Source organism: Mesorhizobium oxytropidicola (genome assembly GCF_056174625.1).
In genome coordinates this window covers 712542-736096 of record NZ_CM149692.1, presented here as the reverse complement: position 1 = coordinate 736096, position 23555 = coordinate 712542, and the positions used below count along the sequence as shown (strand labels likewise).

18 protein-coding genes and 2 pseudogenes are annotated in these 23555 nt (G+C 64.0%); 4 read left to right on the top strand and 16 right to left on the bottom strand.

What is annotated here, in order from left to right:
• Positions 1-52 precede the first annotated feature (52 nt).
• Together AC0V8S_RS03580 and AC0V8S_RS03575 are read right to left on the bottom strand one after the other, a co-directional pair.
• A complete protein-coding gene (locus AC0V8S_RS03580) occupies positions 53-1381 on the bottom strand; it encodes a rhamnan synthesis F family protein (protein WP_475436839.1) in 1329 nt (442 codons plus the stop codon).
• A complete protein-coding gene (locus AC0V8S_RS03575; RefSeq protein ID WP_183464613.1) occupies positions 1371-2246 on the bottom strand; it encodes a glycosyltransferase family 2 protein in 876 nt (291 codons plus the stop codon). Before AC0V8S_RS03575 ends, AC0V8S_RS03580 begins: the two co-directional genes overlap by 11 nt.
• A 146-nt stretch (positions 2247-2392) precedes the next feature.
• Between AC0V8S_RS03575 and AC0V8S_RS03570 the strand changes: the two are divergent.
• A pseudogene (locus tag AC0V8S_RS03570) lies at positions 2393-2521 on the top strand (ABC transporter ATP-binding protein); the annotation flags it as partial.
• A 124-nt stretch (positions 2522-2645) separates the two neighbouring features.
• Here the strand turns inward: AC0V8S_RS03570 and speD are convergent.
• The 10 genes from speD to AC0V8S_RS03520 form a co-directional block, all read right to left on the bottom strand.
• Positions 2646-3008 carry an adenosylmethionine decarboxylase gene (gene speD / locus AC0V8S_RS03565; RefSeq protein ID WP_475436838.1) on the bottom strand — a complete coding sequence of 121 codons (363 nt, stop codon included), beginning with the start codon at positions 3006-3008 and terminating at the stop codon, positions 2646-2648.
• Between the two features lie 11 nt (positions 3009-3019).
• Positions 3020-4144: a hypothetical protein gene (locus AC0V8S_RS03560; protein ID WP_475436837.1), complete on the bottom strand. Its 1125-nt coding sequence runs from the start codon at positions 4142-4144 to the stop codon at positions 3020-3022.
• Positions 4144-5796: an FAD-dependent oxidoreductase gene (locus AC0V8S_RS03555; RefSeq protein ID WP_475436836.1), complete on the bottom strand. Its 1653-nt coding sequence runs from the start codon at positions 5794-5796 to the stop codon at positions 4144-4146. Before AC0V8S_RS03555 ends, AC0V8S_RS03560 begins: the two co-directional genes overlap by 1 nt.
• Before the next feature lie 105 nt (positions 5797-5901).
• Positions 5902-7413, bottom strand: a complete 1512-nt coding sequence (locus AC0V8S_RS03550) for a polyamine aminopropyltransferase (protein WP_475436835.1) — start codon at positions 7411-7413, stop codon at positions 5902-5904.
• A gap of 37 nt (positions 7414-7450) precedes the next feature.
• Positions 7451-7678 carry a DUF350 domain-containing protein gene (locus AC0V8S_RS03545; protein WP_183464618.1) on the bottom strand — a complete coding sequence of 76 codons (228 nt, stop codon included), beginning with the start codon at positions 7676-7678 and terminating at the stop codon, positions 7451-7453.
• Between the two features lie 10 nt (positions 7679-7688).
• Positions 7689-7826: a hypothetical protein gene (locus tag AC0V8S_RS03540; RefSeq protein WP_183464619.1), complete on the bottom strand. Its 138-nt coding sequence runs from the start codon at positions 7824-7826 to the stop codon at positions 7689-7691.
• Between the two features lie 16 nt (positions 7827-7842).
• A complete protein-coding gene (locus AC0V8S_RS03535) occupies positions 7843-9141 on the bottom strand; it encodes a DUF4178 domain-containing protein (RefSeq protein ID WP_475436834.1) in 1299 nt (432 codons plus the stop codon).
• Entirely contained in the window at positions 9141-9818 is a 678-nt protein-coding gene (locus AC0V8S_RS03530; RefSeq protein ID WP_183464621.1) for a DUF4178 domain-containing protein, read from the bottom strand. The genes AC0V8S_RS03535 and AC0V8S_RS03530 overlap by 1 nt, the downstream gene beginning before the upstream one ends.
• A gap of 77 nt (positions 9819-9895) precedes the next feature.
• On the bottom strand, positions 9896-10909 hold the full coding sequence (locus tag AC0V8S_RS03525; RefSeq protein WP_475436833.1) for an SPFH domain-containing protein: 1014 nt from the start codon (positions 10907-10909) through the stop codon (positions 9896-9898).
• 259 nt (positions 10910-11168) lie between these two features.
• A complete protein-coding gene (locus AC0V8S_RS03520; RefSeq protein WP_183464623.1) occupies positions 11169-11561 on the bottom strand; it encodes a lysozyme inhibitor LprI family protein in 393 nt (130 codons plus the stop codon).
• 447 nt (positions 11562-12008) lie between these two features.
• Between AC0V8S_RS03520 and AC0V8S_RS03515 the strand changes: the two genes are divergently transcribed.
• From AC0V8S_RS03515 to AC0V8S_RS03505, 3 genes are all read left to right on the top strand, one after another.
• Entirely contained in the window at positions 12009-13949 is a 1941-nt protein-coding gene (locus AC0V8S_RS03515; protein WP_475436832.1) for a putative bifunctional diguanylate cyclase/phosphodiesterase, read from the top strand.
• Positions 13950-14383: 434 nt separating this feature from the next.
• Complete coding sequence (locus AC0V8S_RS03510) at positions 14384-15598, top strand: efflux RND transporter periplasmic adaptor subunit (protein ID WP_475436831.1); 1215 nt, start codon at positions 14384-14386, stop codon at positions 15596-15598.
• The gene (locus tag AC0V8S_RS03505) at positions 15595-18798 is read left to right on the top strand and encodes an efflux RND transporter permease subunit (protein ID WP_475436830.1); all 3204 of its coding nucleotides are present in this window, start codon (positions 15595-15597) and stop codon (positions 18796-18798) included. The genes AC0V8S_RS03510 and AC0V8S_RS03505 overlap by 4 nt, the downstream gene beginning before the upstream one ends.
• Before the next feature lie 32 nt (positions 18799-18830).
• Here AC0V8S_RS03505 and AC0V8S_RS03500 read toward each other — a convergent pair whose 3' ends face one another.
• The 4 genes and pseudogenes from AC0V8S_RS03500 to ggt form a co-directional block, all read right to left on the bottom strand.
• Positions 18831-19058: a hypothetical protein gene (locus tag AC0V8S_RS03500; RefSeq protein ID WP_475436829.1), complete on the bottom strand. Its 228-nt coding sequence runs from the start codon at positions 19056-19058 to the stop codon at positions 18831-18833.
• Positions 19059-19114: 56 nt separating this feature from the next.
• A pseudogene (locus tag AC0V8S_RS03495) lies at positions 19115-20094 on the bottom strand (2-dehydropantoate 2-reductase).
• Positions 20095-20096: 2 nt separating this feature from the next.
• A complete protein-coding gene (locus AC0V8S_RS03490; protein WP_475436828.1) occupies positions 20097-21617 on the bottom strand; it encodes an acyl--CoA ligase in 1521 nt (506 codons plus the stop codon).
• Between the two features lie 310 nt (positions 21618-21927).
• Entirely contained in the window at positions 21928-23514 is a 1587-nt protein-coding gene (gene ggt, locus AC0V8S_RS03485; protein ID WP_475436827.1) for a gamma-glutamyltransferase, read from the bottom strand.
• Between the last annotated feature and the right edge of the window lie 41 nt (positions 23515-23555).

Below are 23555 nucleotides of genomic sequence, written 5' to 3'. Positions count from 1 at the left end.
CTTCCATCGCGTTCTGCTGGCCAACGATCCTACGAAGATCAAAAATTCGGATCTATCCAATCGGGTCTGCCTCGCGGGAATCCGGCGTCGTGTCATCGTCCCAGGCAACGCCGGAGATCTCTGTGCAGATCATTCCAAGCACACGCTCGAGGGCATGCTGCAATGTGCCGTCATGTTGGCTTGCCTCTTCGGGGAAGGCTGCCAAAGGCAGGTCAAGTCGCATGAGGGGTTCCAGCGCGCTGCGGCGAACCCAGAACATCGTCCCGGCAAAGAAGTCGAGACGGGAACTGGAGGGCATCCCCATTGTAGCCAGCAAATTGAGGACCATCGCCCTGTTCTCGCCCCACGCAGCCTTCTCCCCCTTCCATTCATTGGGCAACCGAAAGCGTCTGGATCCAATGATCTGGGTGTCGGGCGAACGCTCGAATTCGGCGATGATGCGGTCAACCACGTCGCGGGACCCGATCAGGTCGAAGGCGCTCGCCTGGCGCCAGATCTCACCAAGGACCATACGCGGCCCGCTCGGCCCCGACTTCTTGCCATGCAGCTTGCAGATGAGATCGAAGGGATCGAGCCTTCCTTCGCGGAGCAGTTGGATGAACGGGCCGACATCGCGACCGCGATTGTCATAGACAACGATCTCGGCATCCCGAAATTTCGCCTGAACGCGTGCCGCGAGTGCCGTGTCGGGCCGGGTCAGTGTGAGGATGAGATGGAACGGACGATCGATCGCTTCCAGCAGCACCTCGAATTCGGGCCAGAGATCCACGTAGTGCAGGTGAAGCGCGACGGCGATCTTCGGCTCGACGGTGGGCCGGCGTTCGGGTGCCTCGGCTGGCGGACCATCAAAGTGCCGCGACAGGGTCTTCTGCAGATTGTCGCTCGCCGTGCCAAACCCCCAACCGGCAAGGCTGCCGAGGGCACGGGCCAATTCGCGCCCTTCCGCTCCTGAAATGTGCAAAAGAGGCTGCAATACGAGGCCTCGGCCAAACGGCAGTTGAAATCGCTTGTGGCGACGGCGTCGACTCAACAGCGTGCCAATATCCCCGATGCCTAAGGGTCTAACGCTCGCCGCAACGAGGTCGCCTCTATCAAATTGCAGTACCAAGCCGCCTTCGCTGCTTCTGAGCAGATAGGACGTCCGCCTGGTAACCGGCACGTAGACGATCCTGTCGGCATGTCCTGGGCGGCGAACATTGACCCGGAGAAACGGCATCCGCCTGTCTGTCGGCGAGAGCTCGACGATGTAGCGTCCCGGCGCGTCGATGTGGATTTCGCTCACGTCACTGCTTCGGTCGACGCCCCATGCCTCTTCCTTTCGCGGCTCGCGGGGCAGGACATCAGCCAAGGCAACGCTGGTGTCGGCAGTGTCAGGCGACATAGCCGCTGTTCCGATTCGCGCGCGATCGGTCAAGGATGCTGTCAAATATACCTATCAGTCGGCCCAAGGAATTGATCAGTCTGTTTCGATTAAGCGTCAGGCAATAGAAGCCTATTTTCGTCGAATAACGGAGTATGTCCACGAATGGGCTATAGGCGATGCCGTACTTTTTGCGCAAGTGGATCTCCGAGCGCATCTTCGACCGATACCGGAAGATCCGTGAGCGGGTTGATTGCGCAACCGAAGTGCCAATGTCGTGGACGGCATGTGCGCCACTGACAAGGATCATCGGCTCGTCACGCTGCAGCAGACGGTATGAGAGGTCGTCATCCTCGAAATACAGAAAGATATCCTCATCAAACCCGCCCGTATCCAGGAAGAGCGTCCGTTTGATCATGAACACGCCGCCATTGACGAAGCGGACGCAACAATCTCCCCAGACCTGCCGAACACGTGTGGGCAGCGACACGCCGGAAAGGCGATCGATTTCGCTCTGCTCGCGAAACCACAACCGCCCATCCACCGTGTTGGTGCGGGGCACGAAGACGCCGCAATTTGGGTAGCGTTCAGCCGCCTGCATAAGCGCATCGACGGCGTCTGTCTCAAGACGCACATCGGGGTTGATGAACAGCAGATACTCCCCCGATGCCGCCGCCGCCCCGATGTTGCAGGCGTGCCCAAAGCCGAGATTTACAGCATTATCAATACGATGGACGGCAAGGCCGGATAGCGCGGCGGAAAGATCGTCGGTGCTTGCATTGTCGACGCATACGATCTCCAGCCCTGGCGGCAGGCGAGCAAGCGCGCCACGCACGGTATGCGCGCTGTTATGCGTTACAGTGATAGCAGTTATCGACGTATTCATTGCCAAGCCATCCTGATATCTCAGTTGGCTTCCCCGTGGAAGGCTAGAGGTCCATACGCAATCTAAGCGTTGCGACTCAGGCGGTCGAGTCCATACTATTGACTAATATAGGGGATGACGGGGCGCGGCCGCACAATAAGGCACCGAGCGGGCAGGAAACCGCGGCTATCGTCGGCGATCTCCAGGAACTGGCCGGCCTTGGAAAGGCCGCTGGTCGCAAATTCCCGCATGAATTCTCCGGCGGCCAGCGCCAGCGCATCTCCATCGCCAGGGCGCGCGAACTGCTACGGCTGATGCCGAGGCTTTGAGCGAGAGTGGGTTGAGTGCCGACTAGGGCGGGACTCGGACTGCATCTTGGCTTGAGGCAGAAGAACCTGCGCCAACTGATGGTCTGCAACCTCATCCTCGCTGGTGCTCCGTCACCCTCGTACGGCCCGGCGAGAACCACGCCTCCAGTATGGGCAAGGCTCCTCGAGGGTCGCAGCGGCCGCACATGAACAGGTCGAGGGCTGCATAGCCGGTCTCGGGCCAGGTGTGGATGCTGATATGGGATTCGGCGAGCAAGGCGACGCCGGTGATGCCGCCCTCCTCGCCGAAATTGTGCAACATGACGCCGAGCACCGTGGCGCCGCAGGCCGCTGCCGCCTCGCGCAACACGCGCTCGATGCCCTCGGCATCCCGCAGGCCGCGGCACTCCCAGAAATCGACGAGGAGGTGCAGGCCGGGGGCGAAGGCCTGCTCGGTTTGGGCCTGATCGGTCACACGGCTATCCATCAGGACCGCCCCGTCTCTTGCGCGAACAGCACCCGCTTCCAATTGGTGTCCCTGGTCTGCATGCGCCAGATGAAGGCATCGAGGATGTAGTGGGTGGCCTGGGGCAGGGCGAGCAGCGGCGCCAGCCAGATCAGCGCGTCGGAAGAGCCGAGCGACGGCAAGGTATCGAAGACGCCGAAGAGGCTGCCATGCTCGCGCCAGACGAAGCCATCCCACAACCCCTCCTCCAGATAGGCGAGGCCGAAGAGGGCGGCCATGTAGACAGGCACGGCCCGCCAGGTGAACAGATGGGCGATCCATGGCGCCAGGAAGGAACTGCGCCCGCCTTGCAGACGCGCCTGGTTGCGGCCATAGCCCCAGATCAGCGCGATATAGGGGATGCCGTGGGCGATGATGTTGGTGCCGGTGAAGACGAGGTCGTTGTCGAACAGCACGATGCCGATGAACCAGGATGTCGCGGTGCCGACGAGCAGCAGATTGCGCGGCAGGTTGAAGCCTATACGGCGGCGCAGCAGCACGGCCTCCTTGACGACGTAGGCGGCCAGGATGGCGCCATAGAAAAGGCCGGCGACGGTGGCGAGCAGCGGCAGGTCGAGGCGGATGAAATCGCCGTCGACGAACCAGGAGAATTGCCGCTGGTGGCAATGCCAGTAGATCAGCGGATAGAGCGTGGCGCCGTAGATCGCTGCCTTGTCGATGCGGCGCAAGAGCGGCGGCAGGCCGCGTTCCCGGCGGGCATAGATCATCATGAACCCGTATTGCTGGCGCACGAAGTGGAACACGGCGGCATAGGCAAGCACGCGCCAGAACACCAGGCTGCCGCACCAATAGAGCAGGCAGCCGCCCAGCCAGGCCAGCAGCGGCGTCAAGCCATAGAGCCAAGGGCGCGCGCGAAGCTCGGCGCGGTCGAGATAGGTGCGGAACAGGGTCGAATAGACATGGGACACGTCGACACCGACCACGAGCACCAGCCAGACCCAGGGCGACGTCTCGCTTGCCACGCCGCCGAACAGCGACCAGGCCAGGGCGGCCAGCGTCACCAGCAGCGCCGGCGCCAGGATGAAGCCGAGGTCGAAGCGGGCGGAGAATATCCAGGGTTGGGCCTTGAGGAGGGAATAGGCCATCACAGCACCGTCTCGAAGGGATGGCTGAGATAGGCCATGGCGTTCTCGGCCGCACGCACCCCGTGCGTATAGGCCTCCTCGAAGATGGAGACGCCGCTCATGTCCGAATGGGCGGTGAAGACAGGCGGCTTCTGCACGAGACCGGCGCGCCGCTGCGCGCCCCAGATGAAGCCCGGCACCGGCCGGATCATCGCATGCCCCCAAACCCAGACGTCGACCCGCCGGACATGGCCTTCGAGCTCGGGGTGGACTGCCAGAAGCTCCTTGAGGAAGATGCCTTGCCAGGCCGGCAGCGGTCGCGCCAGGGCCTCCCGGCGCGCTTCCTCCGGCGGCAGGTGGCTGAGCGGCCAGTAATAGGTCAGCACCGTCTTGGTGGGGCGCATCTGCGTGATCTGGTGGGTGGCCACGACGTAGCCGAGCAAGGGGCTGTCGAAGACGACATTGTCCCAGCTCAGGCCGGCCCCCGTGCCGCCCGGCAGGCTGTCGAGCGTGATGTTGGCCACCGCCCAGGGCGCATAGGAAAAGCCGGCGGCCAGGGCAGCATCCTTGATCAGCCGCGCCGTGACGAAATGCGGCGTCGCCAGCACCACCGCCTTCGCCTCGACGCGGAAGGTCTTGTCCTCGGCCGCATCCCAGACATCGACCGACACGCCGGTACCCCCTGTTTCAACGGAAAAAGCCAGCGCCCGCGGTCGCACGCGCGGGCCCAGGACCTCGGCGAGGCGGCGCGCGAGATAGCCGTTGCCTTCCGGCCAGGTCACCAGCCCCTGATCGTCGGCATCGGCCGCCCTGCCGTTGCGGGAGGCGAAATAATGGATGCCGGCCCAGGCCGAGACATCCTTCGACCGCGTGCCGTAGTCGTCGCGGCAGCAATAGTCGACATACCAGGCGAGCCCTGGCGAGCGGTAGCCTTCGCGCTCCATCCAGGCCGTCATGGCGATGGCGTCGAGTGCCATAAGGTGGGCGTCCTGCGAACTCAGGTCGAGCGGAATGGCAAAGGCGCGCTTGCCGTCGCTGCCGACGCGCCGGCGAAAGTCGCGCATCGTGGCGAAGAAGCGGCTGGTCTCCGCCTCCTCCTGCGCCGTGAGGCCTATCGCCGGCACCAGGCCGTCCTGCCAGCGCCCGTAGCGGTAGAGGCGCTCGGACGGGTCGGCGCACAGCGCGTATTCGTCGTAGACCGGCGCGCCCGTCGGGCCGTAGCCGGTGATGATACCGAAATCCTCGAACAGTGCCCGCACCGCCTTGGCTTCCTGGGTCAGCAACGGCACGTAGTGGGCGCCCCAGGGAAAGGCGCAGACCTCGTTGCGTCCGCTCGCGGCATTGCCGCCGGGTGCGGCTTCGAGATCGAGCAGCAGGAAATCGTCATAGCCGGCCTTGGCAAGGCGATAGCCGGCGCCCAGGCCCGCGACGCCGCCGCCAACGATGACGATATCGGTCCGCAGGATCTCGCCCGGCGCGGCGAAGGTGCCGCCCCGCAGCCTGTGGCCGATGGCGGAGGAGGCGCCGACGAGTTCACCGGGCACCGCTCCGCCCTCGCCGCCGCTGGACAGCACACTTCCGGCCAGCAGCTCTCTGCCGGCCACCCCGGAACCGACAAGGCCGATCGAGGCGGCGCCAAGAGCCAGGAACTGCTTGCGGGTGATCCGGCTCATGGCATGGCCATCGCTCGCGGCATCGGCCGCCCGGCCCGCATCTTCGGATGCACGGCGTTCAAAGGCGGTCGTTCCTTGCCGGTCTGAAAACCGGCACGCCGGTTTTCAATAGATGAGATAATCGCCCCACTCCTCGTCGAAATAGCGCACCAGCGGCTGGTCATCGAGCCGCTGGATGGCGGTGGCGACATGTGCCATGTCGGGCGGAAACTGGAACATCGCCTTCATGGTCGGCAGGTCAAGGAAGCGCAGCCCGTCGGGCAGGTGTTTCGGCACCCGATAGGGCGAGAAGGAGCCGATGATGAAGCCCCACTCGCCGAAGGACGGCACGAAGAGATGATAGGCGGCGGTCTGGTAACCGGCCGCGGCAAGTGTGTTGTCGACGCACCAGAAGGATTTGCGCGCGATGAGCGGCGAGGTGCTCTGGATCACCACGATGCCGTCATCGTTCAGTGCCGATTTCAGCTGGCGGTAGAAGGTGAGAGAGTACAGCTTGCCGATCGAGAAATTGGAGGGGTCGGGCAGGTCGATGATCACCGCATCGAAGCGCTGATCGGCCGGCTTCCGTTCCCGCAGCCAGAGAAAAGCGTCGGCATTGATCAGTGTCAGCTTGGGCGAGGACAGGGCGCCGCCATTGAGGGCCGTCATCAGCTCGTTGCTGGAAAACAGGCGCGTCATGGCGGGGTCGAGATCGACCATGGTCACGGCCTCGACTGCCGGATATTTCAACACCTCCCGCAGCGCCAGGCCATCACCGCCGCCGATGATCAGCACCTTGCGTGGCGCCTTCAGCGCGCTCATCGCCGGATGCACCAGCGCCTCGTGGTAGCGATATTCGTCCAGCGACGAGAATTGCAGGTTCGAATTGAGGAAGAGGCGGATGTCGCGCTGCTGGCGGGTGACCACAATGCGTTGGTAGGGCGTGGATTGGGCGAAGATCACCGTGCCCGGATAAATGCTCGCCTCCGAGATCGACTGGATGCGTTCCGACCAGACGAAGCCGGCGATGAGCAGCGCCAGCACGGTGAAGGCCGCCGCCTTGTGCGCCGCCCGCCGGGGTATGATGTCGGCCTTGATGGCATGGAGCATCCAGATCGCCACCATGGTGTTGAGGATGCCGAACAGGAAGGCCGAGCGGATCAGGCCGAGATGCGGCACCAGCACCAGCGGGAAGAGAAGCGAGGCGAAGAGCGCGCCGATATAGTCGAAGGTAAAGACCTTGGAGACCAGGTCCTTGAAGGCGAGCCGCCCCTCCAGGATGCGCAGCAGCAGGGGAATTTCGACGCCGACCAGGATGCCGATCACGCCGACCAGGACATAGAGCCAGAGGCGGAAGGAGGCGACCTGGTCGAACAGGATGAACAGCGCCGCGGCCGAGGAACCGCCGATCGCCCCGATCAGAAGTTCGATGCGGACGAAATAGGCGAGCAGGTTGCGCTCGATATAGCGCGACAGCCACGACCCTACGCCCATGGCGAAGAGATAGGCGCCGATGATGGTGGAGAACTGCGTGACGGAATCGCCGAGCAGGTAGCTCGCCAGCGTGCCGGCGATCAATTCGTAGACCAGTCCGCAGGTCGCGATGACGAAGGCGGAAAAGAGCAGCAGGATTTCCACGAAAGCGCCTTACGCCAACTCGCCCGGGGATCGCCCGTCAGCCATGAATGGCCGAGGCGATGATGAGGGCGATGCCGATCGCCACCGACCCCAGGAAAATCGCCAGCGCCATGTTCTGCTTCTCGCAGATTTCTTTCCAGACGTGCACTTTCGGGGTCAAGAGGTCAAGCAGCACGAAGGCGATGACGAAGACGACGAGGCCCAGGCTCGAATAGACCAAAGAGGCAACGACGAGTTTCAAATCGATCAGGCCGGTCACATCCATCGAAAGCCCCCTATTTGTGATATTCGTTGACGCCACGGTTGGCGGTCTGCTTGCCGTTGAACATCGCGGTCAAGGCATAGCCGTTGAAGTTGGCCGCCGACATGCCGAGCACGACCAGCATGGCATAGATCATCTGCAGTTTGCTCATCTCTTCCCCTCTCGCATCACTCGGCAACGCCACCCTTTTCCCAGCGCGACTTCTCAAACATCGACCGCTTGACGAGGCCGAACGCCGGCACGACCAGCAGCAGCGCCATGGCGATCAAATAGTTCGACCAGACCGGCACGCCGTGTCGGACAGAGATGACGACACGCTGCGCCAATGACGATGCCTTGGAGAACACGCCGGCGTCGGGCTCGACCAGCAATTGATAGGTGCCCGGCGGAACCGGCGGCAGCAGCGAAGTCGTGTCATAGCTGCCCTCCTCCCAGGCGCCGTCGGAATCTTGTCCGCTGTAATGCTCCAGCGCCTGGAACACCGGATAGCCCTGGTTGGTGTCGGTGTTGACCAGCGCCATGTCGAGCTCAAGCCAGTCATTGTTGAGGTACGAGGTGGTATCGATCTCGATATTGCCCTCCTTTTCCAATCGGAACGGCCTGGAGGACAGGGTCTTGCCCTTGTCGGCGGCGGTCAGATCGTAGGTTTGGAAACTGACGATCGCGTTTTCCGACATTGTCAGCGAGACGACTTGCAGCAGCGTGGCGCCAACCACCGCCGCCAGGATGACGTTGAAGGAAGCCTTGTAAGGATTTACCTGACTGACGCCCGCCGAGAAGGACGAGGGCACGCGCAGCGGCAGCTTGAAGGCGGCGGCGACGAGGCTTGCGTCGAGATATTCGCCCTCGGAGACGATGATCTCCTCGTCGTTTTTCTCCACCATCAGCCTGTAGGGCGGCGCGATATAGTCGGTTACGGCGGTGACGTCCGAGGTTGATGCCCGCCAGAAGAATTCGCCGGCAACGTAGGTTGTGCGTGCAATCCCCTTGCCGAAGAACTGGTAGCTGCGTCCATTCGCATCGATCCCGCCCTGGCTGCCCGCGCCGGGGACGTCGCGGTTCAGCATCTTCACCAGGGTCCAGTGGTCGTATTCCTCGGCAAGGAATCGATAGCCGTGATAGGGGTTGAATAGCAGGTATTCGGTCCACTGGAAGTCGCCGGGCCCATCGCTGCGCCGCATAAAGCCGACGACTTCCCATTCGATATCACCAAGCCGGGCACGCGCGCCGATCGGGATCTCGGCGTCCTGCATCGCCGATTGCGCCGTCTCGATGATGTTCAGATTTTCGTCGGCGACATCGATCACGGACGAACACTGGCTGCAGGTGGCTGATATCGACTGGCCGGCCGCGCGCAGCGTGACCGGCCCGCCGCAATTCGGGCAGGCGAAGGTGCGCGGCTTGCCGGGCGCGCGCGGCGGCGGCGCCGGCTCGGCGGACGGCAGGATCGAAGGCTGCTCGCCCATCACCATCCCTCCAGCGGCCGCAGATTGCTGAAGCGGAAGGCATCCCACTCCACATAGCGGCCGACATAGGCATGGGCCTCGCGGCCATCATGATCGAGCGTGGCGAACTCGCCCTTCCTGCCGATGCAGTCGATCGCGACCGTCCGGCGGCCCTTGGGCGCGGCGAAGGGCAGTTCGCCCTCCGATCCCAGGCAGGTCGCCAGCTTGATGTCGACCGCGCGCAGCGTGACGCCGCCGAGTTCGACCACAAAGCCGGGCCTTGCCTCGGCGGCGGCCTTGCCGCTTGTCAGCAGTGCCCGACAGTGGGCGAGGGTCGCCTCGACGTCGCGGGGCAAGGCACCTTCCAGTTCGAAGCTGATGGAGAAGGACCCTTGTGCCTCGCCGATCCAGCCGCGCCGGCCGTCCGCCATCAGAAGGTGCCATTCGTTCCACAGCCCGTCGCGCCAGCCGATCTTCAGCCGCCCGATGAGCGTGAAGGACTGCTCCTCGAAATAGCCGCCGCTGCCCAGTTGCAACGGGCTCATGTCGTCCGGCAGGGCGGCCATCACGCCGATCGACTTCACGTCGACATCCGTGCGCACCACCATGGACTGGCAATAGGCGCAAACGGCATAGACCGATTGCGCCGATTGGAAGGTGACATCAGCGCCGCAAGACGGACAGGCGAACTTGCGCATGAAAACCCTGAGTTGGCGGTTGGCTGCGCCGGCCCCCCGGCACCGCAAGGTTTGGAAAGCTGGGCTCGCTTCGGAGCCTATTTGATTCGCGACAGAAGTTCGGCCTTCTTGGCGTCGAATTCCTGCTGCGTCAGGATCCCCTTGGCGAGCAGGCCGCCAAGCTTTTCGAGCAGCTGGATCGGATCCTCGGCCGGCTGGGCCGGTGCCGCCTGGGCCGGCGTTGCCGGAGCAGCAGCGTTGCCGAAACCCTGCGCCATGGTCTGGCCGATCGCCAGCCCTGCTCCGAGGCCAGCTCCCGCCCCCGCCAGGCCGCCTGGATTCTCGGCGGCGATCGGGATCGATTCGGCGGTCTGGAACTGGACGTAGCGATTGAGGTCGCCCAGCATGTTCATCGAGCTCACCTTGTCGAGGACGCGTTGGAGCTCGTCAGGCAGCGACAGGCTCTGCACGTAGAAGCTCTTGACGTCGATGCCGTAGGCCCGCAGCGCCGGACCGATCGCCTCCGCCAGCTTTTGCGAGAATGCGTCCTGATTGGCTGCCATGTCGATAAAGGCGACGCTGCTCTGGCCGAGCGTGGTGGCGATGGCCGTGAGGATGACACCGCGCAGCTGCCCTTCGATCATCTCGGAGGTGGAGCGCTCGGCCGTGCCGACCAGGCGCGACCAGAACATCTCGACATCGCCGATGGCATAGGAATAGTTGCCGAAGGCGCGCAGTCGGATCGGCCCATATTCCTTGTCGCGGACGGTCAGGGGCTGGGTGGTGCCCCATTTGCGGTCGATCTGGTCCTTGGTGTCGAAGAAATACACGTCGGACTTGAAGGGGGACTCGAAGAACTTGTCCCAGTTCTTCAGATAGGTCAGCACCGGCAGCGTCCGGGTATTGAGCGTGTAGGTGCCTGGCCCGAAGACGTCGGCGATCTTGCCTTCATTGAAGAAGGCCGCCTTCTGCGTCTCGCGCACCACGAGCTGGGCGCCGTTCTGAATTTCCATGCCGGACATCGGGAAGCGAGAGGCCAGCACGCCCGGCTCGTCGGCTGTCCACTGGATGACGTCGATAAATTGTTTGGAAATAAAATCCAGAATGCCCATGCCCGTTCGCTCCATTTCAACGGATCTAAATCCCGAGACGACCCATCCGGCCCAGCACGGCTGGCAAATGAGCAAGACTAATCCAGGGCCTCGAAGTGCCGCGACATCAGCCCTTTAGTAACCGCTCGCAAGGGTCGAACACAACCAGTTTGTGAGGATGCGTCCGGCCCGTGTTGGTGCAGTTGAGCGTTGCTTTGCAGGCATGAGACGCCAAAGCGAAGAGCAATCCACGATTGTGCTGATGATCCTGGTTGAGTGACTACGGGTTTTGCTGGACACGCTTTTCGAGCTCGGCCGTGCGTGCGCTCAAATCGTCCAGTTCAAACCCTTGAGATGAGAGGAAGGCCGCCGATCCGTTGTTGGGATCGGCGGCAAGACGGTGCGTTTCCTGCAAATGATGTTTCAGCCAGGCGCGCTGCTCACGCTGCAGCTGGGCACGTTGAGGGCCATGTTCGCGATGCATCAGGGTGTTGTAAGCCGCGTTCAACCTGGCATCTAACTTGTCGATCTCGGCTTTCCCGCAATCCAGCATTTGCGAGGTGACGCCGGCGGACCGGTCGATGCACGCTTTCATTTCGGCGTCGCTCTGCGCCATCGCGGGATGAGCCGCGGTCATGGCTGAAATTCCAAGGAGGCAGGCATATCGGCGCATGGACGCGGTTCCTGAATGCGGGTTAGGGCTGTTTCGGCGCGCGCCTCTCGGATTGGCAGCAAGCACGGTCCATCGGCACGTTGGACACGATATGTTGGGCGGGGCTCGAACGCGTCAAGGCTTGGCCCGTCATATCCTGCCTCACTCGTAACACCCGCGCTCCACCACCAGCCGGCGCACCAGTGCCGACACCGCATCAATCGCTGGCCTCGGCCTGTCCTTTAGCCGGCCAAATTTCCTGCACCGCGCCAACGCGTCGATCTGGATCGGCCGGCGCGCTCCAGCGAGTAAAAGAACGGCGCGTCACGGGCCAAAAATCGGGCGATTGCACCGTAAGGTGCTGAAATCCTTAACGCGATTTTCACCCGACTGGCCTAGCTACTTACCCCCATGTGGCACTCCGAGCAGCCTGTTCAAGGATCCGCCCCTCAGGGGCAGGGTGAATCCGTGGACGCCGGGATTCTCCGGGATCAGTTCGCCGATCTGCGGGCGGGTGTCTTCATTTCGATGCCTATCGGCACGGTCCTTTCGGCGCTGATCCTGGCCGTGCAGCTGCTTTCGGGCGGCGGGTTTGCGGCGGTGTTGTGGTTTGCGGCGGTCGGCACAATAAATGGCGCACGCATAGCCCTTGCTCTCTCCCAATCGGGCACCGCCGACAACTGGCTGAAGCCGATCGGTGCGCGGCTTTCTTCCTATGGCATGCTGGCTCTGGCGTCGGGCATCGCCTGGTCTTTCCTGGCGGTGCTGACCGATGGCTACACCACGCCCCAGGCGCCGATCTACCTGATCGTCCTGGCAGGCACGTCGGCCGGTTCGGTCACCTACGGAACATCATACGCCCCGGCCTCGATCAACTTCATGACGCTGCCGCTTTTGGTCGCCATCGGCTGCCTTTCGGCGAAAGGCGGTATCGAAAATTACATTCTGGCTTTCACGGTCCTGCTGTTTCTCGTTGGAATGATCAGAAGCGCGCTTCTTGGACAAGCCCGCTTCCGGGAAACAAGCCGCCTCAAATACGAGGCGAAAGACTTCGCCACCCAGATGGAGCAAAACTCCAGGCGCGATCCGCTGACGAATTTGCACAACCGATATGGGCTCGAGCAAGCCATCCGCCAGCTTGGACTTGCCGACGGTCCGTTCGTGGCCATGCTGATCGACCTGGACGGCTTCAAATCCGTCAACGACACCTATGGTCACAATATCGGCGACGGCCTGCTGGTCAGGGTTGCGCGCAGGATCGAGGACCATGCTCCGCCTGGCGCAACCATTTCGCGCATTGGCGGCGACGAGTTCGTGCTGCTCTTTCCCGCCGGCAAATCCGTGCAGTCAACCGACGAGCTTGCATCCTCGATCATCGCCGCTATCGCAAATCCGGATCCGGCATTGAATTCGGTGCGCGTCGGCGCTTCGATCGGCATCTATGTGTCGGAGAGGCCGCAATTGACGGAGATGCTGCTGCGGGCAGACTTCGCGCTTTATGCGGCCAAGCGCAGTGGCAGGAATGAATACCGTCTCTTCGATGCCGGTCTCGACCGCGGTCTCGAACGCAAGCACTGCATCGAGCGCGATCTGCGCGGCGCCATCGAAACAGGCACGCTTTGCTCATGGTTCCAGCCCCTGGTGCGGCTGGACACGAATGCAGTCGTCGGCTTCGAGGCGCTGCTGCGCTGGCGCCACCAGGTTCATGGCGCCATTTCCCCGCCCGAGATCGTCACCGCGGCGCGTGAAACCGGGCTGCTTTCCCTGTTGACGGAAACGGTGTTTCTCAACTGCTGCGCCATGATCGAAGAGCTCGTGAGGAACGGACGTCAGCATGTTCGGGTCGCGATGAACCTCTCGCCGCGAGAGCTCGAGGCAGGCAATGTCGATGAAATGATCCTGCACAGCCTGAAGACGAAGAATGTCCCGGTGGCGATGCTCGAGATCGAGATAACGGAAGAAGCGCCCGTGGATCGCGACAGGATTGACGAAAAGCTGGAACGCCTGGCGGATGCCGGCCTGTCCATTGTGCTGGATGATTTCGGCACCGGGTTTTCGACGCTGGTTTCGCTGAAGGACAGCCGGATCCGCAAGATCAAGATCGACAAGGACTTCGTTCGCGATCTCGCCAGCTCCGTGGAAGATCAGGCCCTGGTCAAGGCAGTCATCGATCTCGGGCGAACGCTCGGAATAGAGGTGGTCGCCGAGGGCGTCGAAACCGACGCGGATCGCCGGATCCTGCGATCGCTCGACTGCATGATCGCGCAGGGTTTTCTCTTCTCGCCAGCCCTTCCCATGCATGACGCGCTGGCCTTCGACGCAGGCCGCGTCGAAGGCTCCGCCGCCAAGACCTTTTTCGATCCGGCGGCGGGCCTGCTGCGCAAACCCCAAACCGGCAACGCGGCGTAAGCAATGGACGCACGCCGGCCGGCGGCGACGGCGTCTCCATCCAGGCACAGATTCTCAACCTATTGAAGGACCGGCAGCAGGCGACATGCTGTTCATCGGCCACGATCTGCCGGTGGTAGACCGCGACCGCATCACCGTGATGAGGCAAGGCGAAATCTGCGCCGATGTGCAGACGTCTTGAGGTGGGCGGGAAGCGGACGGTCCGGTTCTGGGACGAACCAGCCAGAAAAGGTGCCATCCGCTGGCGCCCCATCTTGGCCGCTAAATCGCGACTGGCTCTAGCCAAGTGGCGAGGCAGCCACAGGGTGGACATTTCAGCCCACATGGAAAATGATCATGTTGCCATGCACAACACTGCCGTGCTCTTCTCTCGACGAGAAGCCTGAGCGTAGAGCGTATCAACCGACCTCCGGGTCCAGCGAGCGGGGACGCAAATGGACACCCCAGGGAATGGGCAATTGCATCGCGACGCGGGCGGGCGACCCCATCGATCGGCCGGCTGGCTTGCCCGCGCCGCCGTGTCGGCGGCATTCCTGCTCGGCATTGCTTTCAGCAGCACAGCGTTTGCGCAGGACCAGCAGCTACCCGTGGTGACGGCGGCCAAGCCGGTGGTCCGTGAAATCGTCGAAGACGACGAGTTCGTCGGGCGCTTCGAAGCCGTCGACCAGGTCGCCATCCGTTCGCGCGTCAGCGGCTATCTGGACAAGGTCAGCTTCCAGGACGGCGCACTGGTCAACAAGGGCGACCTGCTCTTCACCATCGACCAGCGTCCGTACCAAGCGGCTTATGATGCCGCCAAATCGCAGGTGGACGTCGCCAAGAGTTTGCTCGAATTCTCCAAGATGCAGCTGGATCGCGCCGACGAACTCGCCAAGACCGGCAATATCTCAACCGCGACGGTCGACGACCGCCGGCGGGAATATCTTTCGGCGCAGGCGCAGATGCAGGGCGCGACGGCTGCGCTGACGACGGCCAGCCTGAACATGGAATTCACCGAGATCAAGGCGCCCTTGTCCGGCCGCATCGACCGCCGGCTGGTGTCGGTCGGCAACCTCGTGCAGCCGGATTCCACCTTGCTGACGACCATCGTCACGCGCGATCCGATCGACTTCTATTTCGACGTCGATGAGCGCCTGTATTTCAGCTACGCCCGCGACGCGAAGGCGCGTGGCGGCAGCATGCAGGAAGGCGCCGGCGGGCTCGATGTGGTGGTTCACGTCGCCGACCGCGCGGAGGCAGTATTCAAAGGCAAGCTCGATTTTGCCGAGAACCGGATCGACAACGCGACCGGCACCATGCGGGTGCGGGCTACGTTTCCCAACGCCGACGGCGTTCTCCAGCCAGGCATGTTCGGGCGCATCAACGTGCCGGGGTCGCTGCCGCATAGCGGCGTGCTGGTGCCCGACGAGGCGATCGGCGCCGATCAGGATCGCCGCATCGTGTTCCTGGTGGATGAGGCCGGGATGGTGTCGGCGAAGCCCGTGCGCACCGGCCCGCGTCTCGACGGCTACCGCGTGATCCGCGAGGGCCTGACCGGCAACGAGACGATCATCGTCAACGGGCTGATGCACGCCAGGCCCGGCACCAAGGTGAAGGTCGAGATGGTGACGTTGCCGCCCAAGGCCGAGACCGCCGAGTTGCAGCAATGAGGTTCGCACATTTCTTCGTCGACCGTCCGATCTTCGCATCGGTCGTTTCGATCGTCCTGCTGATCCTCGGCGGGATTGCCTATACCCAGCTGCCGGTCGCGCAATATCCCGAGATCGCGCCGCCGACCATCGTCATTCGCGCGCAGTATCCGGGCGCCGACGCCGAGACGGTCGCAGCGACGGTGGCAACGCCGATCGAGCAGGAGATCAACGGCGTCGAGGGGATGCTCTACATGTCGTCCTATTCGTCGGGCGATGGGGCGATGGCGCTGACCGTCACCTTCAAGCTGGGCACCAATCTCGACCAGGCGCAGGTGCTGGTGCAGAACCGCGTGTCGGTCGCCGAGCCGCGCCTGCCCGAAGAAGTCCGCCGCCTCGGCATCACCACCACCAAGAGCTCGCCCGACCTGATGATGGTCGTGCACATGCTGTCGCCCGACAATACCTACGACCAGCTCTACGTCTCGAACTACGCCCGCTCGCGGGTGCGCGACATACTGCTCAGACTTGACGGCGTCGGCGACCTCATCATCTTCGGCGAACGCGAATATTCGCTGCGCATCTGGCTCGATCCGGAAAAACTGTCCGCTCTGGGGATGACCTCGGGCGATGTGGTGCAGGCGCTGCGCGACCAGAACGTCCAGGTGTCGGGCGGCTCGATCGGCGCGCCGCCGACCAACAGCGGCACGGCGTTCCAGTACACGGTCACTACGCAAGGCCGCTTCAACGACGCACGCGACTTCCGATACGTGATCGTCAAATCGACCGACGACGGCCGCCTGATCTCGCTGCAGGACGTGGCGCGCATCGAACTCGGCGCCAAGGATTACGTTACCAACTCCTATCTCAACGGCAAACCGGCGGTGGCGCTCGCCATCTTCCAGCGGCCGGGCACCAACGCGCTCGCCGCAGCCGCGGAGATCCAGGACAAGATGAAGGAGCTTTCCCGCGACTTCCCGAAGGGGTTGAGCTACGACATCGTCTACAATCCAACCGAGTTCGTCGCCGAGTCGATCCACGAGGTCTACAAGACGATCCTCGAGGCGATGTTGCTGGTCATCATCGTCATCATCGTCTTCCTGCAATCGTGGCGCATGGCGATCGTGCCGATCGTGGCGATCCCCGTGTCGTTGATCGGCACGCTGGCTGTGCTTTATGCCGCCGGCTTCTCGCTCAACATGCTGACACTGTTCGGCCTCGTGCTGGCGATCGGCATCGTCGTCGACGATGCGATCGTCGTGGTAGAGAACGTCGAGCGCAATATCGCCAGTGGGCTGGCGCCCAATCCGGCGTCGCACCTGACCATGAACGAAGTCGGAACGGCCATCATCGCGATCTCGCTGGTGCTGATAGCCGTGTTCGTACCGACAGCCTTCATCCCCGGCATTTCCGGGCAGTTCTACCTGCAGTTTGCGATCACCATCGCCGTGTCGACGGCGATCTCTGCATTCAATTCGCTGACGCTTTCGCCGGCGCTGGCCGCACTGCTGTTCAAGCCGCACCACGCCGCGGCGGCGCCGCCGCGCTTTTTCCTGGCGCGGTTCGGACGGGCGCTCGCCGACGGCTTCAATCGCGGCTTTGACAGGGTCGCCCATTGGTATTCGAGCATCATCCGCGTGCTGGTCGGCTCGCGGATAGCGATCACCGCCATGCTGGCCGTTTTCGCCGCCCTCATCTACGCCACGGTCTACATGGTGCAGACGGTGCCGCGCGGTTTCATTCCGTCGCTCGACCAGGGCTATGCGATCGTCGTCGTCCAGTTGCCGGACGGTGCCTCGCTGTCGAGGACCGATGCGGTCATCCAGCAGGCGTCACAGATCATCCAGAAAACGCCGGGCGTCGACTACGCAGTCGCCTTCGCCGGCTTCTCCGGCGCGACCTTCACCAACGCCAGCAACCAGGGCGTGATCTTCGCCAGGTTCAAGCCGTTTGACGAGCGACTGAAGGCCGGCCAGTCGGCGACCAAGGTCATCGGCAATCTGTTCGGCAGCCTGCAAAGCATCAAGGAAGCCTTCATTATCGCACTGCCGCCGCCACCGATTCGCGGCGTCGGCAATGCCGGCGGCTTCAAGCTGCAGATCCAGGAGCGCAACAGCGCCGACATGCGGCAGATCCTGGCGCTTGCCTACGAAATCGCGGGCAAGGCCAACAAGACGCCGGGGCTGACGGGCGTGTTCACCACGTTCTCCGCGTCGAGCCCGCAATTCTTCCTGGCGATCGATCGCGACAAGGCGCGCATCCTGAACGTGCCGATCCCCAACATCTTCGAGACGCTGTCGATCAATTTGGGCACCGCCTACGTCAACGACTTCAACGCTTTCGGGCGCGTCTACCAGGTGCGGGCGCAGGCCGACCAGGCGTTCCGCCTCGATCGCGCCGACATCCTGAAACTGAAGGTGCGCTCGGCGACCGGCGCGCTGGTTCCGCTCGGCACGTTGATCGAGATCCGCGACGTCACCGGCCCGGCGCTGGTCCAGCGCTACAACATGTACGTCTCGGTGCCGCTACAGGGCAACGCCGCGCCCGGCGTTTCCACGGGCGACGCGCTGGCATTGATGGAAGGGATCACGGCAAAGACGCTGCCGGCCGGTACCTCCTATGAATGGACCGAACTCGCCTATCAGGAGCGCAACACCGGCAATGCCGCTGTCTATATCTTCGGACTGTCGGTGCTGTTCGTATTCTTGGCTCTGGCGGCGCAATATGAAAGCTGGGTGCTGCCGTTCGCCATTGTGCTGGTGGTGCCGCTCGGCGTGCTCGCGGCGTTGCTCGGCGTGTCTTTCCGAGGGCTGGACAACAACATCCTCGTGCAAATCGGCCTCATCGTGCTGATCGGGCTTGCCGCCAAGAACGCGATCCTGATCGTCGAATTCGCAAGGCAGGCGCAGGAACGTGGCCTGTCGGCCGCCGAGGCCGCCGTCGAAGCCTGCCGGCTCAGGCTGCGGCCGATCCTGATGACCGCCTTCGCGTTCATCCTCGGCGTCGTGCCGCTGATGATCGCAACGGGCCCGGGCGCGGAAATGCGCCAGTCGCTCGGCACCGCGGTGTTCTCCGGCATGCTCGGCGTCACCTTCGTCGGCCTGTTCCTGACGCCGGTGTTCTACGTCACGCTCAGGTCGCTGTTTTCACCGCGCAAGCCCCGTGCCGCGGCCGAACCTTCGGGGCCGGCAGAGGCGCCATCGGAGACGGCCGCCGAGTAGGGTTACGAATTCGCCGCGTTGGGCGCGGCTTATCACTCCAGAAAATCGGCGCGGCGCGGCAACGGCCGCGATCTGCGCGACCTCGGCGTCGAGGTGCGGCGGAAACCCTGCTCGGTCTGATTCAGCCCAACAGCCGCATCCAGTTCAGCGAGACGATGCCGGGCGGCGAGGTCAATACGATCTTCTATCTGGTCGACAAGGCGGGGCTTGAGGGCGGCTGAACGCGTCATTCCAGGGATTGTTTCGAGGAGTTCGAGCACTGGCTGCCGGTCAATGATCTTGTGCCGGCAGCCCCCACATGGCTCAGTCTGCCCCCTCACCCATAACACCCGCGCTCCATCGCCAGCCGCCTTACCAGCGCCAGCACCGCATCGATCGTCGGCGTCGGCTTGTCCATTAGCCGGCCAAGTTCCTGCACGGCGCTCACCAGCGCGTCGATCTCCATCGGGCGGCCGCGCTCCAGGTCCTGCAGCATCGAGGTCTTATGTTCGCCGACATCGCCGGCGCCCTTGATGCGGCGATCGACCCCGATCGGAAAACGCACGCCGAGGCTTTCGCCGATTGCTTGCGCTTCCAGCATCATCGTGCGGGCAAGCGTGCGGGTGCCCTCGTCGGCGACGATTGCGGCCAGCGTGGAGCCGGTCAGCGCCGAGATCGGGTTGAAGGAGAGGTTGCCCCACAGTTTTACCCAGATTTCGCTGCGGATGTCGTCGCGCACCGGCGCCTGCAGGCCGGCCTTGACCATCTCCTCGGCCAGACGCGTCACCCGTTCGCTGCGCGCGCCCGAGGGTTCGCCGAGCGAGAAGCGTTTGCCCTCGACATGGCGGATGAGGCCGGGCGCGTCGACCTCGACGGCGGGATAGACGACCGAGCCGATGACGCGCCGCGGCCGATCCGCTGCCAGATCGCGCCGCCCGGATCGACCGCGTTCAACCTTGTGCCTTCGAGCGGCCCGCCAACGCCATGGAAATACCACCACGGCACGCCGTTCTGCATGGTAACGACGGAGGTGTGGTCCCCGAGCAGCGGCGCGATCTGGTCCAGCGCCGGGGTCAGCGAATGGGCCTTCAGCGCCAGCACGACGATGTCCTGCACGCCGAGCTCCTCGGCCTTCGCGGCGGCGCGGACGGGAGCCACCGATTCCTCGCCGTCCTCGATCAGGCGCAGGCCGATGGCCTGAATGGCTTCGAGATGGGCGCCGCGCGCCACGATCGACAGGTCGGTGCGGCCGGCGATCGCCAGCTTGGCGGCGAGATAGCCGCCGATCGCGCCGGCGCCGAAAATGGTGATCTTCATCGTCAAAGCCCGAGTTTGGCGGCAAGGCCGATGCGCTGCAGCTTGCCGGTCGCGCCCTTGGGGATTTCGTCCAGGATCAGCACCTTGCGCGGCACCTTGAAGTCGGCGAGCCGCGTTGCGGCGTGAGCGCGGATATCGCTTTCGCTGGCGCTCATGCCTTCGCGCAGCACCACCGCCGCCGCCACCTCCTCGCCGAGCTTGTCATGCGGCATGGCGAAGGTGACGACCTGCGCCACCGCCGGATGGTCCATCAGCACGTCGTCGACCTCGAGCGGCGAGATCTTTTCGCCGCCGCGGTTGATGATCTCCTTCAGCCGGCCGGTGACGCGGAGATAGCCGTCCTCGTCGAGCACGCCCTGGTCGCCGGTGTGGAACCAGCCATGCGCGAAGGCCGTGGCGTTGGCGTCCGGGTTCTTCTCATAGCCCGCCGTCACATTGGGTCCGCGGATGACGATCTCGCCGGTCTCGCCGGCTGTGAGCAGTCGCCCGTCCGGCGCCATCACCGCCACCTCCGGCCCGGCGCCGGCGCCGACGCTGCCCGGCTTGCGCAGGCCCGGCGGCAGCCGGTTCGAGGCCATCTGGTGCGCCGCTTCGGTCATCCCGTAGGATTCGATCACCGGGCAGCCGAAGGTTTTCTCCAACTCGCCCATCACCTGCGCCGGCAGCGACGCCGAGGACGAGCGGATGAAGCGCAGGCGCGCCGCCGCCAGCGCTTCTTCATTGCGCGCCGCGCGCGGCAGGATCGCCTGGTGCATGGTCGGCACCGCCGTGTACCAGCTCGGCCTGGCGTCGCTCAGCCACTGGAAGAAGCGCAGCGCGTTGAAGCCCGGCGTGCAGTAGATGCTGCCGCCCGCTGCCAGCGAAGACAGCACCGCCGCGATCAGGCCGTGAATGTGGAACAGCGGCATGATGTTGAGGCAGCGGTCATCGGCGCTCAGGCCAAGTGTCGCGCCGATATGGTGGGCGGAGGCCGCTATGTTGGCATGGCTGAGCGGCACCAGCTTTGGGCGCGATGTCGTGCCCGACGTGTGCAGCAGCAGCGCGATGTCGCCATCCCCCGCCATGTCGGGCGCCGCCTGTGGACCGATCGTCGTGCCCTCGATGGTGAAACTGCCGGCAGGGGTGTCCGGCTGCACGACAAGCCGCAGTACGCCGATGCCGAGACGTTCTGCCACTGCCACCGCCGGGCCAGTCTCGTTTTCCGCCACCAGGATCGCCTTTGCGCCGATGTCGGTGAGATAAAAATCGAGTTCGTCGGCGCGATAGGCGGGATTGAGCGGCGCCGTCGAGGCAACGGCCGCCGCTGCGACAAAGGCGGTGGCCATCTCCGGCCCGTTCGGCAGCACGATCGCCACCCGGTCGCCCCGGCCGATGCCGAGCGCATGCAGTTGTTTTGCCGTGGCCGCGATCAGGTTGCGCAGCCCGCCATGGGTGAGGGTAGCGCGGTCGGGCGCCAGGATTGCCGGAGCGTCATCGGCGCCGGCGGCGAGACGGTGGGAGAGGTCTTGTGAATTCGTGCTCATGGTCACCGACTATGTTTCAAACGGCTGCTTCTAGAAAGCCCTGGGATGATTCCGACCCCGGACAATTATCGACGTCGGCGCCGCCCCCTCTCCGTCTCGGCTTCGCCGAGCCACCTCTCCCCCACTTTGTGGGGGCGAGGAACCCAAGCTTTTCAAGGCCGCGACTTCGGCGGTTAGCGTTTCCTCGCCCCCATGAAATGGGGGAGAGGTGGCCGCGAAGCGGACGGAGAGGGGGCTGGCGCTACCATATGCAATTGCCCTGCCGTTTGTGGGAGTTGAGGAGTGATCCGCGTACCGGCTCCCCATCGCCTCAATACCCCAGCGCCATCCCATCCTTGCGCGGATCGGAGGCGCCGGTGAGCGTGCCTTTCTCCCAGTCGATCAGCACCACTTGCCCGCCGCCAAGCGGATGCTGCGGCTCGGCGACGCGATGGCCGCGCTTGCGCAAGCCTTCGATCGCCTCGGCGGGAACGTTGCGCTCGGCCTCCACCGTATCATCATTGTAGAACACACGCGGCGCATCCAGCGCCTGCTGCGGGTCCATGCCGAAGTCGATCATGTTGGTCAAAAGATGGACATGGCCGAAAGGCTGGTAGCCGCCGCCCATGACGCCGAACGGCATCACCACGCGGCCGTCTTTCGTCGCCATGCCTGGCATGATCGTGTGCATCGGCCGTTTGCCGGGTGCGATCGCGTTCGGATGCGCCGGATCGAGGCGGAAGCTCGAGCCACGGTTCTGCAGCACGATGCCGGTCTTCGGGCCGACGACGCCGCTGCCGAAGGAATAATAGGTCGAGTTGATGAAGGAGACCGCGTTGCGGTCGCGGTCGACGATCGAGATGTAGACCGTGTCGCTGCCGGGCAGGTCCAGGCGCGGCAGATGCGTCATGGCGCGTTCGCGGTGGATCTCGGCGCGCAGCCGGTCGGCATAAGCCCCGGACAGGAGCTGCTTTACCGGCACATGAACCTGGTCCTGGTCGCCGACGTAGCGGTCGCGGTCCTGGTAGGCGAGGCGTCCGGCCTCGATCTCCAGATGCAGGCGCTCGGCGCCATTCGGGTCGAGCCCGCCGAGCTTGAAGCCCGACAGCACGTTCAGCATCAGCAGCGCCGTCAGCCCCTGATTGTTCGGCGGCATCTGGTGGATGTCATGGCCGCCATAGGCGGTGCTGACCGGCGCCACATAGTCGCCTTTGGTCGCGGCGAAATCCTCGTGCGAATGCAGCCCGCCCAATTCATTGAGCCGGCGCACCATATCGTCGGCGACAGCGCCTTCGTAGAAGCCGGCGCGGCCTTGTTTGGCGATCACCCGCAGAGTGGCGGCGAGTTCCGGCTGGCGGTGGATATCGCCGGCCTTCGGCGCCTGGCCGCCCGGCAGGAAGATGCGCGCGGCGTGCTCGTCGGCCGACAGGTCGGTTTCCGGTTCCGCCCAGTCGAAGGCGACGCGGTCATGCACGACATAGCCGTTCTCGGCATAGTGGATGGCAGGCGCCAGCACCTCGGCCAGGCTCTTGCGGCCATGGTCTTCCAAGAGCCGGCTCCAGGCGTCGACGGCGCCCGGCACGGTGACCGCATGCGGCCCCTGTTTCGGAAGCTCATTGAAACCCTTGTCGAGATACCAGTCGACGGTGGCGGCCGCCGGCGCGCGGCCCGAGCCGTTGAAGGCCAGCACCTCGCCCTGTCCCCTCGGGCAGTAAAGGACGAAGCAATCGCCGCCTATGCCGGTCGATTGCGGCTCGACGACGCCCTGCACGGCGGCGGCGCAGACGGCGGCATCCATGGCATTGCCGCCGGCGCGCAGCATGTCGATCGCGGCAAGGGTCGCAAGCGGGTGCGAGGTCGCGGCAACCGCTTGCGTGGCACGAACCGGCGAGCGGCCGGGAAACTGGAAATCACGCATTCTGTCTGGATATCCCATGGGTCATTTCTGCGAATTGGTCT